This window comes from Streptomyces sp. NPDC002623, assembly GCF_053592635.1.
This window is the reverse complement of record NZ_JBSFWB010000059.1, coordinates 1-14,381: the sequence shown is the minus strand read 5'-3', so window position 1 is coordinate 14,381 and position 14,381 is coordinate 1. Positions and strand designations below refer to the sequence as shown.

12 protein-coding genes are annotated in these 14,381 nt (G+C 70.7%); 11 read left to right on the top strand and 1 reads right to left on the bottom strand.

Annotated features, from left to right (window positions below; genetic code table 11):
* Positions 1 to 2 precede the first annotated feature (2 nt).
* Positions 3 to 3,929 (bottom strand): phage tail protein, encoded by a 3,927-nt coding sequence (locus ACWD4O_RS45870; RefSeq protein ID WP_451289036.1) that lies wholly within the window; start codon positions 3,927 to 3,929, stop codon positions 3 to 5.
* Between the two features lie 180 nt (positions 3,930 to 4,109).
* Here ACWD4O_RS45870 and ACWD4O_RS45865 point away from each other — a divergent pair, with 180 nt between their 5' ends.
* From ACWD4O_RS45865 to ACWD4O_RS45815, 11 genes are all read left to right on the top strand, one after another.
* A complete protein-coding gene (locus ACWD4O_RS45865) occupies positions 4,110 to 5,684 on the top strand; it encodes a phage tail sheath family protein (protein ID WP_451289035.1) in 1,575 nt (524 codons plus the stop codon).
* Between the two features lie 109 nt (positions 5,685 to 5,793).
* Positions 5,794 to 6,237: a phage tail protein gene (locus tag ACWD4O_RS45860; RefSeq protein WP_351917954.1), complete on the top strand. Its 444-nt coding sequence runs from the start codon at positions 5,794 to 5,796 to the stop codon at positions 6,235 to 6,237.
* Entirely contained in the window at positions 6,237 to 6,722 is a 486-nt protein-coding gene (locus ACWD4O_RS45855) for a hypothetical protein (RefSeq protein WP_451289034.1), read from the top strand. Before ACWD4O_RS45860 ends, ACWD4O_RS45855 begins: the two co-directional genes overlap by 1 nt.
* Complete coding sequence (locus tag ACWD4O_RS45850) at positions 6,719 to 6,862, top strand: DUF6760 family protein (RefSeq protein WP_351917958.1); 144 nt, start codon at positions 6,719 to 6,721, stop codon at positions 6,860 to 6,862. Before ACWD4O_RS45855 ends, ACWD4O_RS45850 begins: the two co-directional genes overlap by 4 nt.
* 12 nt (positions 6,863 to 6,874) lie before the next feature.
* Positions 6,875 to 9,979 carry a hypothetical protein gene (locus ACWD4O_RS45845; RefSeq protein WP_451289033.1) on the top strand — a complete coding sequence of 1,035 codons (3,105 nt, stop codon included), beginning with the start codon at positions 6,875 to 6,877 and terminating at the stop codon, positions 9,977 to 9,979.
* Between the two features lie 53 nt (positions 9,980 to 10,032).
* A complete protein-coding gene (locus ACWD4O_RS45840; RefSeq protein WP_351917962.1) occupies positions 10,033 to 10,470 on the top strand; it encodes a phage tail protein in 438 nt (145 codons plus the stop codon).
* Positions 10,467 to 11,291: a CIS tube protein gene (locus tag ACWD4O_RS45835; RefSeq protein WP_451289032.1), complete on the top strand. Its 825-nt coding sequence runs from the start codon at positions 10,467 to 10,469 to the stop codon at positions 11,289 to 11,291. The genes ACWD4O_RS45840 and ACWD4O_RS45835 overlap by 4 nt, the downstream gene beginning before the upstream one ends.
* Positions 11,291 to 13,162, top strand: coding sequence for a VgrG-related protein (locus ACWD4O_RS45830; RefSeq protein WP_451289030.1), 1,872 nt, complete (start codon positions 11,291 to 11,293; stop codon positions 13,160 to 13,162). The genes ACWD4O_RS45835 and ACWD4O_RS45830 overlap by 1 nt, the downstream gene beginning before the upstream one ends.
* A gap of 61 nt (positions 13,163 to 13,223) precedes the next feature.
* Positions 13,224 to 13,505 (top strand): PAAR domain-containing protein, encoded by a 282-nt coding sequence (locus tag ACWD4O_RS45825; RefSeq protein WP_351917968.1) that lies wholly within the window; start codon positions 13,224 to 13,226, stop codon positions 13,503 to 13,505.
* Between the two features lie 7 nt (positions 13,506 to 13,512).
* Positions 13,513 to 13,926 carry a GPW/gp25 family protein gene (locus tag ACWD4O_RS45820; RefSeq protein WP_103553588.1) on the top strand — a complete coding sequence of 138 codons (414 nt, stop codon included), beginning with the start codon at positions 13,513 to 13,515 and terminating at the stop codon, positions 13,924 to 13,926.
* The coding region (locus ACWD4O_RS45815) for a putative baseplate assembly protein (RefSeq protein ID WP_451289029.1) at positions 13,923 to 14,381 on the top strand (459 nt) is incomplete at its 3' end. The genes ACWD4O_RS45820 and ACWD4O_RS45815, both read left to right, overlap by 4 nt.

Here is a 14,381-nt window from a genome sequence, read left to right as displayed (position 1 = left end):
GGTCAGCGTCCTCCGACGTAGCCGTGGTTGACCACCCAGGAGTCGTCCTTCTCGTCCACGCCCGCCTTCTTCACGCTGGCAAGCGCCTTGAGCAGTTCGTCGTTCTTCCTCTTCAGCACCAGGAGGAAGGCCTTGCGAGCCTCCTTGTCCTCCTCGGTCATCGCCTTCTTCTCCTCGTCGGTCAAGGACCGGTCGACACCTGCTTCCTCTGCGGTCAGTGCCTCGACCGTGATGCCGTGGGCCCGCAGAATCGCCAGACCGGCCACGCCGTGGTCCTCCATCGGCCTGATCCGGAACCATTCGCGGCGGACGTCGTCGGGCACCGTGACCTTGTCCCACTCCGTGGTCCGGCGCGCGGTTTCGCCGCCCATCGCCTTCTGCGTACGCGGGACGCCGGAGAAGATCTTCTTCTTGTCGAGTTCCTTGGCTTCCTTGCCCTTCTCGGCGGCCTTCGCCTTCTGGATCGCCTCGAACTCCTGGAAGGTCTGTATCGCGTCGGCGGAGATGAGCTCGTCGAAGATCTTCCGGTATCGCTGTCTGATCTCCCCGGTGAACACCACGGAACCCTCGTAGAGCGCGCTGGCCAGCACCACCGTGGAAAGACTCTGCGTCCTCGGCCTGAGGTCCTCGACGAAGTCGGCGATGTAGGTGGCGCAGTTGACGCACGGGCTCCTGTTGATCTCGTAACGGAGCGACATCGACGGGACGAGCTGTTTGTCGGTCGGGATGCTCGGCAGATCCTTGTTCTTGTAGTAGAGCGTCAGGTGTTCCTCCGCGTGTGCGCCTCGCACCTGGTGCGCGTCGCTGTGATCCTTCAGCCGACGGGAGCTGGCGGCCTTGACCACCGAGACGTCGTCCTGGCCGGCGGCAGTCCACTTGAACACGCCGCGGGCGAACGTCGGGGGGTCGGGTTCCCGCTTCGGCTTCTCCGCAGCGGCCTTGTTCTCCAGGGTGTTCTTCAGCTTCTCGGACGTTTCGTCGCTGACCTTCTTGGCCGTTTCCTGAGCCTTGGTCCAGACCCGGAGTTCCTCGGGGGTCCAGCCCATGGCGTGCTCGTCACCCTTGACCTGGACCGGCAGGTGGATGAGTTCGCTCTCCTCCTCGGGGTTGACCTTGGCGGCCACACGGAACTGATGCTCACCCACGTCCTCCATGCGCAGGGATTTGAGGCCCTGCGGCGCGTACTTTTGATGAACCTGCTCAAGGACGCCGTGCATCTGATCCGGGGTCGCGCCGGCGATCAGCCTGCTCCGGGCATCGGTCGCCGCCGCCTTCGCGGTCATCGCCTTCTGCTGTGGGGTACCGCCGTCCTTGCCGGGCTCGTTCCTGCCCTTGTCCGCGCCCTTGCCGTTGCCGTTGCCCTTGAGCTTCGCCCACAGCCTCTTCGCTGCCTTCGCGATGAAGTCCACGATCTTGTCGATCGCCTTGCTGACCGGCTTGGCTACTGCGTGGAAGACCTCCTTGACCTTGTTGGCCAGGTTGCCGACGCCCAGTAGGGCGGCCAGGAAGCCGATGAGGACGGGGATGGAGGCGACCAGGGCGCCCTCGATGAGGGCGGGGACGCCGGCCTGGCCGCCGCCGGCGATGGCGATGACCGCGTCCAGCACCGAGTTGACGAACTGCATGATCTGGGCGCCCTGGGTCACCACGAACGTGACGATGTCGATGATGCCCTTGACCGCGCGGATGAAGGCCGACGCCGGGTTGAGGAGGGAGACGATCCAGGTGATGCCGGCGACGATGACGGTGGGGATCAGATAGGCCGTCAGCTTCTGCAGGATCGTGGACTTCAGGTCGCCCACCGAGGCCTTGATGTGTTCGACCGCGCCTGCCGGGCCCTCCTTCTGGAGGGCCTGTGCGACGGGCACGGACTGTTCGGCCGCGGTGACCGCCTGGTCGGGGACGCCCTTGCGGGTGATGCGGGCGCGGATGTTGGCCCAGGTCAGCCCCAGCATGCCGCCGATGAGCTGGATGATGCCCTTGAGGTCGAACTTGGCGGGCAGGGCCAGCCCCGCGCTGACTGCGGTGCCCAACAGCCAGGAGATCAGGCCCTTCTTGAGGTGCTCGGTGATGTTGCCGATGAACTGGTGGAGACCGGCGGCGACGGCGGTGACCAGGTTGCGGAGGAACCCGATGGGGTCCTTGATGATGTTCATCACCGCGGTCGCGGCCTTCGCCAGGACACCGAGCAGCATGTTCTTCAGCTCGATGATGGTCTGGATGACACCGACGACGGCGTCCTTGGCCTTGGCGATGAGCCCCTTGTTCTCGTCCTGGAGTTTCTTGATCTCGTCGTCGACCGCGTTCAGGGCCTGGGTGTACTTCTGCGCGAGGTCCTGGACGAGCTGGTCCGATTTCGCGTTGACGTCGGCTTCCAGTCCGTCGAACTTCTCCGTGAAGTCCTTGGCCGCGTCCTGGCCGAACTTCTTCAGATCGGCGGGCAGTCGGTCGACCTCGGCCTTGAGTTCGGCACGGCCCTTGGCGATACGGTCCTTGGCCCTGCCGAGCTCGGTGCCGATGACGTCGGCGATGGAGGAGATGACCTGCTGCATCTGCGCGACATAGATCTTGCGTGATTCCTGGAAGAGCTGGTTGGCCTCCTCCGGCATGCCCGCGAACTTGTCCTTGACCCACTTGAGCTTGCCGGTCCAGCCGGAGTACCGCTTGTCCTTGTAGGCGTCCATCCGGCGCTTGTGGTCTGCCGTGAACGCGTCCCGCGCGGCCTTCTCGCCCGCGGTGAACTTCTCGTCGACCAGCTTGTCCAGACCCGACAGCGTGCTTTCCACATCGGTCTTGGTGGTGTCGAAGACCTTCTGCAGCCGGGCGGTGACCTCCGCGCGTTTGCGTTCGTCGGCGGACTTGGTTGCTCCCTTGCCGCCGTCGACCTGCTTGCCGGTGGCCGTCCGGGTGGCGGCCAGGCCGGTCATGGCCTGGGCGCCGGTGGCCGCCGCGCCCTGCTTGGCGGCGGCGAGCTGCTTGGCCTCGGCGCCGCGGGCCGCTCCGGGGGCGGTGGCGGAGTGCTGCTCGCCCTCCTTCTTCGCGGTCAAGGCATCCGTGAACTGGGGCTCGTTGCCCTTGGCGAGCTGGTCCTCGGTGACCTCGGCCTCGGCCATCTGCTGGTCGACCTGCTGCGGACCGCCGGAGAAGTCGGTGACCGCGTCCGGTTGCGTGGCCGGCACCGCGCCCGCCGGGTTCGGGGCGGCGGGGGCGGGCGGGGGAGCGTCGGGGGTGAGCGGGGTGACCGGCTTGTCCTGGGCCTTCGACAGGTCCGGTCCCGCCTTCGTGGCGGTGTCGATCTCCTTGGCCGAGGCGGCCTTGCCCTGGCTGACCTGACCACTGACCTGGCCCTTGACCGCCTCCGCCTTGCCGGACCCGGAGAAGTTGTCGGCCTCGTCGAGGTTCTTCGGAGCCTGCGCGGCGATGGCCTGGTTGACGGCGGCGATGAACCCGGCCTTGTCGAACACGCCGGGCTTGGCGGCGTTCATCTTCTCGGCCTGCGCGGCTTTGCCCTGGGCCTGCTTGTCGTCCGGCGGGGCGACGGCGGCGTTCTGCGCGGCCTTCGACTCCGTCGCGGCGGGAGCGTGCCGGGAGGCCGCCGTCTTCTTGACCTGCACCTCGGACTTCAGGTTCTGGAAGGCGGGCGACGCGGACGGCGGCGGTTTGACCGGCGGAGCCGGGGCGTCCGCGGCAGGCGCGGCCGCCGCCTGGCGCTGCACGACCAGCCGGGCCACCGCCGCGTTCCCCGCCCCTGCCTGCAGCAGACGCAACTGCTGCGGGGTGAGGCCCGCCGGCGGCGCGCTCTCCGGCCCGGAGACCGCGATGGACGAGGTCGGTTCCTCGACCGTGGCCCGGGCCTGGGCAGGGGCCGCCTGGTGGGCCGGTGCCGCGCTGGTCCTCGCGCTGGTCTTTTTGTCCGGCGCCGCGTTCATGGCCGCAAGTGTTCGGGTTCGTGGCTACTCGTACACGAGATGGGTGGGTACGGGCAGGGGAAGGGCGGCCTGCCTGATCGGGCAGTGGGCTGTGCACCGTGCGGCGGACGACGACACGTTCCAGGTGATCGCGGGCCGGAGTCAGACTCAGCTTCGACCGCAGGTCAAGGAGGAGTGGATATGCCGTCGTATCTGTCCCCGGGCGTCTATGTCGAAGAAATGGAGGCCGGGGCACGACCGATCGAGGGAGTGGGGACCTCGGTCGCCGCGTTTCTCGGCTTCGCCCCGCAAGGGCCCCTGAACGAGCCGACGCTCGTCACCAACTGGAGCCAGTACGTGGGTGCCTTCGGCGACTTCGTCGAGGGGTCTTATCTGGCGTCGGCCGTGTACGGGTACTTCGCCAACGGGGGCGGGAACTGCTACGTCGTCCGCATCGGAGACAGCGGGAACGGCGTCGGGGGAGAACTGTCGAGCGGGTCCGCCGGCGGGACCGCGGACGGTGCGTCCGCAGCCGAGGCGGTGCTCGGCGGCTTCCGGGTCCGGGCCCTGCCGGGCGTCACCGGTGAGATCACCGTCGAGGTCGCCGGCGCGGAGGGCGAGGCGCCGCCGAGCGAGGCGTTCAAGCTCGTGATCAAGGTGGACGGGGAGGAAAAGGAGAGCTACCCCTCGGTGTCCACCCGCCGCGGCAAGGACAACGTCGTCACCAAGGTCAAAGAGAAGTCGCAGATCATCGCCCTGGAGGAGGTCAGCCGGGCCGCCGCGTCGACAAAGCCCGACGCCGGTACGGTCGTTCTCGCGGCCAAGGCGGGCTCGGCCCCCGCTCCGACCGGGTCCGGCGCGGTGGAGCTGTCGGCCGACAGCTACATCGGCGACGCGGACCAGCGGACGGGCTTCGGCGGGCTGGAGGCCATCGACGAGATCACGATGGTGTCCGTGCCCGACCTGATGAGCGCCCACCAGCGCGGCATCGTCGACGACGAGACCGTCATCGCGGTGCAGCAGGCCCTGATCGCGCACTGCGAGTTGATGGGCGACCGGGTCGCCATCCTGGACGCTCCCCCCGGGCTGTCGCCGCAGCAGATCAAGAACTGGCGGATGGATACGGCCGGCTTCGATTCCAAGTTCGCGACGCTCTACTACCCATGGATCAAGGTTTTCGACCCGTCGGTCGGCCGTAACTCCTTTGTCCCGCCGAGCGGGCACATAGCCGGGGTCTGGGCCCGCAACGACGAGTCGCGCGGTGTGCACAAGGCGCCGGCGAACGAGGTCCTGCGCGGCGCGGTCGGCCTCCAGACGCAGATCACCAAGGGCGAGCACGACCTGCTGAACCCGATCGGCGTCAACTGCGTCCGCTCCTTCCCGGGCCGCGGGATCCGGGTCTGGGGCGCCCGCACCCTCTCCTCCGACCCGGCCTGGCGCTACCTGAACGTACGTCGGCTCTTCAACTACATCGAGGAGTCGATCCTGACGGGCACGCAATGGGTCGTGTTCGAACCGAACGACGACGCCCTGTGGGCGCGTATCCGACGCACCATCTCGGCGTTCCTGGTCAACGAGTGGCGCAAGGGTGCGCTGTTCGGACTGACCCCGGACGAGGCCTTCTACGTCAAGTGCGACCGGGAGACCAACCCCGCCGAGAGCATCGACGCCGGCCAGGTCATCTGCGAGGTCGGGGTCGCTCCGGTCAAGCCCGCGGAGTTCGTGGTGTTCCGGCTGGCACAGCTGTCGGGCGGCACGGGATCGGTCGACGAGTAGCAGCACGGCAGGCGGGTGACGGCCCGACGGCAGTGGGCCGCCCGCGGATCGGTCCCGGGGCGGGGGAAGACCCGCCGCTCCACACACGAGACGACCCATGGAGGCTGGGATGGCACTCCCCGAACTCGACAGCTCGGTCGGCCACTCCTTCGGGCTGGAATTCGACGGCGTGGTGATCAAACAGATCACCGAGGTCAGCGGCTTGAAGATGGAACAGGACGTCATCGAGCTCAAGCAGAACACCACCGACGGAAAGTACGCGATCAAGAAGCTGCCGGGCCGCCCCAAGGCCGGCGAGGTCACCGTCACCCGCGGTCTGACCGAGGACAACAGCTTCGAGGCGTGGATCAAGTCGTCCCGGTTCGGGAAGATGGGCGACGCCCGCAAGAACGGCGCGATCATCGTGTACGACTACGAGGGCATGGCGATCAAGCGCTACCAGTTGATCAACTGCTGGCCGAAGTCGCTGGAGATCGGCACGCTCAAGGCGGGCGACACCTCGGTCCTCACCGAGAAGCTCTCGATCACGTACGAGAGCATGGACGTTGAGTGATGCGTAAGACGATGCCCTCTCAGGCGCGGCAGGCGGCACAGCCGCTCCCGGGCGTACCGGGGCAGGACCACTCCGGGGGACAGGGCGAGGGCGCGAACGGCGCGGGGCGTGACACGCTCCGCACCGAGTTCGCCTTCGAACTGCCCCGGGGGTACGTCGACGAATCCGGCACCGTGCACCGGCACGGTGTGATGCGGCTGGCCACCGCCAGGGACGAGCTCATCCCGCTGCGGGACGACCGGGTGCGGGAGAACTCCGCGTATCTGTCGGTGGTCCTGGTCGCCCGGGTGATCACCCGGATCGGCACCATCGAGGACGTCCACGCGGGCATCGTGGAAGACCTGTTCGCCTCGGACCTCGCCTTCCTCCAGGACTTCTACCGGCGGATCAACGCGGAGGGCCACACGCGCGCCGCGGTCACCTGCCCTTCCTGCCAGGAACACTTCGCCGTGGACCTCGCCGGGGGCCGCCTGGGGGAATCGTGACGTACGCGGTCGAGCGTCTCTACGAGGAGATCGCGTACCTCGCCTATCACTTCCACTGGCCGCTCGAAGAGCTGCTCGATCTGGAACACCCCGAACGGCAGCGGTACGTCGAGCAGATCGCCCGTTTCAACGGGCGGTGAGAGGACACCGAGATGGGACTGCTGTCCTGGCTGACGAGGAGCGGTGATCGCTCGCGGGGCGCCACGGAGCCCGGGACGCGAGCGGGCGCCGACGCCGGGACGACGTCACCCGGACCGGACGCGGCGACGGACGCGCAGGTCACGGGCGGGTGGCAGTGGGCGCCGCCCGTGCAACGGACCCTGAGCGCGCCGATGGGGCTGCTCACCGACCCCCGTGGGTTCGGTCAGCGGCTGGGTACCTGGCAGGACCCGACCGTCACCGGACCGCTCGGCCATCTCGTCAGCGCACAGGCGCCGTCCGGCGTCGGCCACGGGCTGGCGGAACTCTCCCTGCCGGTGCAGCGGACGAGCAGCCGGCCGCAGGCGCACGCATCCGACGGATCGCGCGGCGCGCAGGAGCCCGATCTCGCCCAGGCGTGGGCGGGCGGGTCCGACATGGCGTCACCACCCGTCGCCTCAGGGGCCGGGGACCGGTCCGGTGACCCGCACGGATCGGCCGGCCCGGTCGTCTCCCGGTCGGTGTCCCCGGCCGCCGGCGGTACGGCACACCACCCGAACCCTGCGCCGACCCCGAGCCCGAGCCCGACCTCGACCCCGACCCCGACCCTGGACCCGGACTGGGGCGCGAGCCGTGGCTCGTCGGCCCCCGACGGCGTACGGGTGGCCGAACCGGCACCGCTTCCCCGGACGCCACTCCAGCGGACGACCGTTCCCTTGACCCGCCCGGCGGCGGCACGGGACACGGCACCGCCCGCTCCGCTGACGGTCATGCGTATGCGGGCACTCCCGGCAGCCCCCGCGGGCCCCGCACCCATCCGCCCCCTGAATGTCGCCGAGTCACCGGAGTCACCGGCCTGGGAACTCACGGCCGTCGCTCCGTCGCCCGTCCCGGACACGGACCCCGGCCCCCTGGCCCCGGCCGCCCCGGACGAACCCGTCGCCGACCTGCTCGCCGCACCCGACACGCACGCGGGGCAGGGCGAGGAGAGCGCTGTCGTCCAGCGAACCGAAGCGTCGCTCACCGCCCCGCCGACGGTGTCACGGGACACGGGTTCGCTCCCGCTCGCCGCACCGCGCACCGGCCCGGCCCCCGACCAGACACCGCAGGCCGCCCCCACCGCTCCGCTCATCGGCGGCATGGAGGGCGTCGGGCCTGCCGTGCAGCCCGCGGTGCAGCGTGACGTCGCGGCCGCCCCGCCGCGGCCGCGTCATCGGGGTCTCGGCGAGCCGCTCGCCGCGCTGCCGCCCACCGCCCTGCCGCTGCCAGGCCCGGGGGCGCCGGCGGCCGGGTCCGCCGTGTTCCCTTCCGTCCCGTCCGACGTGTACGTCTCCCGAACCGCGGAGGTTCCTCAGACACCGGCGGCCCCTGACGACTCGGGCGTCCCGCACACTCCGGAGTCGCCGACGGTGCTGGACCTCGTCGCCGGCCCGGCCGAGCCCGGGGTGTCGTCGTCCGAGAGCGAGGGCACCGCGCCGCTGCTCGGCGACACGCCGCCGTTGACCACGGACCCGGTGGACCTCGGCACCGGGCTCTCGCCCGAGACGGCGACCGGCCCCGCCGCGGAAACGGTGCAACTCGGTCCGGTACCCGCTCTGGGCACCGGCCCAGGCCCGAGTTCGGGTCCTGGCTCCGGCTTCGGCTCCGGACCGAGCTTCGGTTCCGGATCGGGCTTCGGACCGAGCTCGGACTTCGGCTCCGGATCAAGTTCGGGCTTCGGCTCCGGTACCGGGTCCAGCACTGCCGGCGGTCCAGGCCCAGGCTCGGACGCCGTCTCCGGACCCGCCGCTGTCTCCGGACCCGCCGCCGGTTCCGGTGGCGTTGCGGTTCCGGGGCCGGTCGCGGTGCAGCGACTCGACGTTCCCGGCGGCCCGCCGCCCGCACCCCCGTCGACCGAGGCCACGCCCCCGCTCGCGGAGGCGGACCGGGCACCGCTGCTCGGGGACGCCGAACCGCTCACGGTGAGCGACACGGTGGTGCCCGAGGCGCCTGGCCCGGGAGAGATGGTGACGGCCTCGACGCCCATGCCGATGCGACGGCTGGACGCCGTGGACGAGGCCACGCTTCTCGATGCGGGGATCGGCGCAGGGGCCGCCCCGGCCAGGGGTGCGGGTCCGGTGTTCCCGCTGGTGGCGCAGCGCTCGCTGCCTCTCTTCACGGTGCCGGACCCGGCCCGGTCCGCGGAGGCGCCGGTCACCGCCGAGCCGCCGGCCGCGGTCCCCGTCCGATGGGAGCGGGTCGAGCGCGGCATGTCCGGCTTAGGGCCGGGCGGATCCGGAGGCCGTGCCTGGTCCGCCGACGCCGCGGCCGACGGCTTCGGGGCACCCGGTGACCATGGCGATCACGGTGATCACAGCGATCACGGCGGCCCTGGCGGTGGGCACACCGCGACCGGCGGCGGCAGCGCGTACCCCGGCGTCGCCTCCGGCAACGTCGTGCAGCGGTCTGCCGTCGGCTCAGGTGTGGCGGCCCTCGCCGACAGCGCCCCGCGTGCCCGGTCCTACGGCGAGCCCGACCGCCCAGGTTTTCCCGGGCTCCCGGAATTCCCCGGCAGCCCAGGTGTCGGCGCCGCCCTCCCGGATGGCATCGGCCAGCCGTCCACCCGGGCGTTTCACGGTTCGGACAGCCTCGGCCCCGCGGTCCCGCTGCAGCGGCTCGCGACGGAGCGCGGCGGCGTCGATCCGTCGCCCGCACACCCCTCGACGCCGACGGCGCCCCTGTCCCCGGCCCCCCGGCGACAGGCGCCGTCGGTCTCCACCCCGCCAGGCGACAGCGCGGGAGCCGCGGCGGTCGCCGCCGGGGTGGCCCGGTGGTCGTCGGACGGCTCCGTGGAGTTCATCGCCCCCGCCGTGCAACGCGCCGCGGACGGCCTACCGGTCACCGAGCCGCCCCCCGACCCGCCGGCGCAGCCCGAGCCGGTCGATCCACCGGCGTCGACGGTCGGCGCCGACGGCGGCTCCACCTCGGCCGCCGCCCCGGGGAAGTCCGGCGCGGGCGGCGCCCCCAAGGTCACGGACGAACTCGTCCGAGCCCTGCTCGCCCCCCTCAGCAGGCTGCTCAGAGCAGAGCTGCGCATCGAACGTGAACGCGCCGGGAGCCTGCTCAACACCCGGCACTGACAGAGCCCCCGCTAAGCACGCGGTACCGACAGAACAGAAAGGCAGGGCATCTGATGTCCACGACCCAGGACCCGGCGGTCACCGTCTGCTTCGTCGTCACGATCGACGGGATCGAGCTGGGGTCGTTCAACACCTGTGAGGGGCTCGGCTGCGAGGTGGTGCTCGAAGCCCGCGAGGAGGGCGGGAACAACGGCCACGTCTGGCAGTTGCCGACGCGCCTGAAGTACCCCAACGTCAAACTCTCCCGGCCGCTGACGAAGGACACCCAGAAGGTGGCCAAGTGGTTCGCCAGCATGACCACCGGGTTCGCCCGCAAGACCGCGCACATCGAGGCCCGTACCGGCGACGACATCATGGTCGCCCGCTGGGGGCTGCTGGAGGTGGTGCCGGTGCGCTGGACCGGGCCGTCGTTCAATCCCGAGTCGCCCAAGGTCGCCATGGAGACCATCGAGATCGCGCACCACGGGTACACGATGGAGCCCGGGGCATGAGCGGGCCCGTGGCGTTCAGCGCGGCAGGCGGCGCGAAGTCGGCGGCGGCCGGAGGCGGCAACGCGCGGCCCAAGCTGGAGCACGCCTACCTCGAACTGCGCACCCCGCCCTCGGGCGGCAGCCTCACGCCCGGTGGCCCCTGCGGCCGGATCGACTTCCAGTTCAATCCCAAGGAGCTCAGCCTGGGCAAGTCGGCGTCCTGGAAACGCACTCCCGCCAAGGGCGCCAAGAGCGCGGGCCCGCCGGAGTACCAGGGGCCGCAGCCCAGCAAGCTCACCGTCGAGATGTTCTTCGACGCGAGCGACACCCAGGACACCCGTGTCGTCAAGGCCGTCGAGAGCCTGTTCGCCTGCTGCGTGCCGACCAACGAGACCCGGCAGGCGCAGCGGTCGTCGCCGCCCTGGGTGGTCTTCCACTGGGGAGGCATCACCGGCTTCCCCGGCTACGTCAGCCAGGTCCAGGTCAAGTACACGCTGTTCACCACGTCCGGGGTGCCGATCCGCGCGGTGTGCCAGGTGACGATGGAGGAGATCAGCGGCGAGACGGCCGGCCAGAACCCGACCTCGGGGGCGCTCACCGCCCGCCGGGTCCACCGCATCCGGGCCGGCGACACGCTGCAGGGCCTCGCCTGGGCCGAGTACGGGGACGCGACGGCCTGGCGGGCCATCGCCGAGGCCAATGGCATCGACGATCCGATGCGGCTCGCCGAGGGGCGGGAACTGCTGCTCCCCTCGGTCGACGAACTGGACACGGTGCCGGGCGGGACGGCGGAGCCCGTCGCGCACGGGTCCGCGGCCACCGGCGGCCGGAAGGACTTCTGATGGCCAATGACACCGTCGCCAAGATCCTCGTCGTGGAGATCGGCGGGACCAAGCTCCCCGCCGACCTCATCAACACCCTGGTGGACGGCTACGTCGACGACAGCCGCACGCTGCCCGACACGTTCGTCCTGCGGTTCCGCGACCCCAGCCGGGTGCTGCTCGACAAGGGCGGTATCAAGATCGGTTCCGAGGCGCGGCTGCTGGTCGCGTCCGGCGCGGGAGGCTCGCCGAAACCGCTGCTCAAGGGTGAGGTGACCGCACTGGAGCTGGACTTCGACGAGACCGGGACGTACACCGTCGTCCGCGGTATGGACAAGGCGCACCGGCTCTTCCGGGGCCGTCGGGTCGCCGCCTACCAGAACATGACCGTCGCGGACATCTGCCGCCGCGTCGCCCAGCGCGCCGGGCTCGGGACGGGGACGATCGACATCTCCGGACCGGTCCTCGAACACGTCGCCCAGGCGAACGTCTCCGACTGGGAGTTCGTCCGCGACCTGGCCGAGGACGCGGGAGCACAGGTCTACGTGATCGACGGCGCCCTGCACGTCACCAAGGCCACCGAGGCGTCCGACGCGCCCGGCTCCTCGGCCCGCGCCGACCGGGACCCGCTCGTGCTGGAACTCGGGAAGAACCTGGTGCGCTGCCGCGCCGGGGTGACCGCCGCCGACCAGGTCTCCCAGGTCCAGGTGCGCGGCTGGGACACCAAGACCAAGCGCGCCCTGGTCGCCACCGCGGACGCGGGCAAGTCGGACACCGTCCAACTGGGCATCAGCCCGGCGGACGCGGCGCGCCCCTTCGGGAAGGCCGACTTCCTCGTCACCGACAACACCTACGGCGCGCAGGCCCGCGTCGAGCAGGTCGCCAAGGCGCTGGCGCAGCGGATCGCCGGGTCGTTCGCCGAGATGGAGGCGGTCATCCAGGGCAATCCCGATGTCCGGGCCGGCGGCGCGGTCGCGCTGTCCGGGGTCGGCGCCCCGTTCGAGGGCCGGTACACCGTCACCGCCTCCCGGCACTTCTTCGACGCACAGCGCGGCTACGAGACCTGGGTGACCGTCTCGGGCCAGCAGGAACGCTCCCTGTCGGCGCTGGCCGGCGGCGCCGGGGGCCGGGGAGGCCGGCTCCCCGAGATGGACGGCGTCGTCATCGGTCTGGTCTGCGACACCAAGGACCCGGACAAACTCAGCCGCGTCAAGGTCAAGTTCCCCTGGCTGTCCGAGGAGTACGTCAGCGACTGGGCCCGGTGCGCGCAGACCTCCGGAGGCGGCGGCAAGGACGGCAAGGGAACCGCCGCGTTCGCCCCGGAGGTGAACGACGAGGTGCTGGTCGGGTTCGAACAGGGCCGGCTCGACCGCCCGTACGTGCTCGGCTGCCTCTTCAACGGGCAGGACAAACCGTCCACGGCGAGCGGCGAACTGATCGACGGGACCAGCGGTGCCGTCAACCGGCGGTCGTTTTCGTCGCGCAGCGGCAACCAGCTCGAACTCCTCGACAACGCCTCCGGCCCGCAGGGCGTACGGATGGTCACCGGCGACGGCAAACTCACCATCGACCTCGACCGCAAGGGCACCAAGATCATCGTGCACAGCGACGGCACGGTGGAGATCGACGCCAAGGACAAGGTCACCGTCAAGGCGGGCAACGGCGCCCTGATGGACGCGGGCAACGGCACCCTCGAACTGACCGGCAAGTCGGTGAAGGTGACCGCCCAGACAGGCGTCCAGGTGGACGGCGGCAGCGGCCAGGTCGGGCTCAAGACCAGCGGGGGAGTGGAGGTGAAGGGCAGCCAGGTCGCCGTCAACGGCACCTCGCGCACGGAGATCAAGGGCGGGGCGACCTGCACGATCAACGCGGGCCTGGTCCGGATCAACTGACACACCACCAGCCCGACACGACGAAGAGACGACGAAGAGACGACGAGAAGGAGCCACCTCCATGCCACCCGCCGCTCGCGTCGGCGACCCCACCGGCCACCCGGGGACGGTCGGCCCGCCCGGCGCGCCCACCGTCCTCATCGGGGGCATGCCCGCCGCCACCGTCGGCACCACCCACGCCTGCGCCTTCCCGCCGCCCGCCGTGCACCCGCCGTCCGTGATCATTCCGCCGGGGTGTCCCACGGTCCTGATCAACGGCAAGCCCGCCGCCCGGATCGGTGACACCGCCGCCTGCGGGGCGCCGATCATCGCCGGCTGCCCGACCGTACTGATCGGCGGGTGAGCGGCTGATGGGACAGCAGTTCGTCGGCGCGGGCTGGGCGTTCCCGCCGCGCACCGACGCCACCGGAAGCATCGCCCTGGTGCGCGGCGAGCGGGAGATCGAGGAATCGATCCGGCTCGTGCTCGCCACCTCCCCGGGGGAGCGCCCCATGCGGCCGGAGTTCGGCTGCGCAATCCACGACTACGTGTTCGCCCCCGCCGACGCCGGCACCGCGGGCCAGGTCGCCTACGAGATCCGGCTCGCCCTGGACCGCTGGGAGCCGCGGATCGAGGTCGTCGGCATCGACGTCCGGTTCGACGCGGTGGAGGACGGCGTGCTGTACATCGACATCAGCTACACCGTGCGCGGCACGAACGACCCCCGCAACCTCGTGTTCCCGTTCTATGTGATCCCCGCACACGAGGAAGGAACGGGCCCGTGACGCTGCCCAGCCCCCATCTCGACGACCGGAAGTTCCAGGGACTCGTCGACGAGGCCAAGCGATTCGTCCAGCAGCGTTGCCCCGAGTGGAGCGACCACAACGTCTCCGATCCGGGCGTGACCCTGATCGAGGCGTTCGCCACGATGGTCGACCAGCTCCTCTACCGCCTCAACCGCGTGCCGGAGAAGAACTATCTGGCCTTCCTCGATCTGATCGGCGTCCGGCTGCACCCGCCCACCGCCGCCCGCACGGACGTCGCGTTCTGGCTCTCCGCGCCGCAGCCCGAGACCGTCCGGGTCAGGACCGGCACCGAGGTCGCCACCGTGCGCACCGAGACCGAGGAGGCGGTGGTGTTCACCACCGTCCGCGATCTGCCGATCGTGCCGTGCGGACTGGCCAGGCTGGCGACCGTCCCGGCGGGCGGCGGGGCCGAGGACCGCACCCAGGAACTCGCC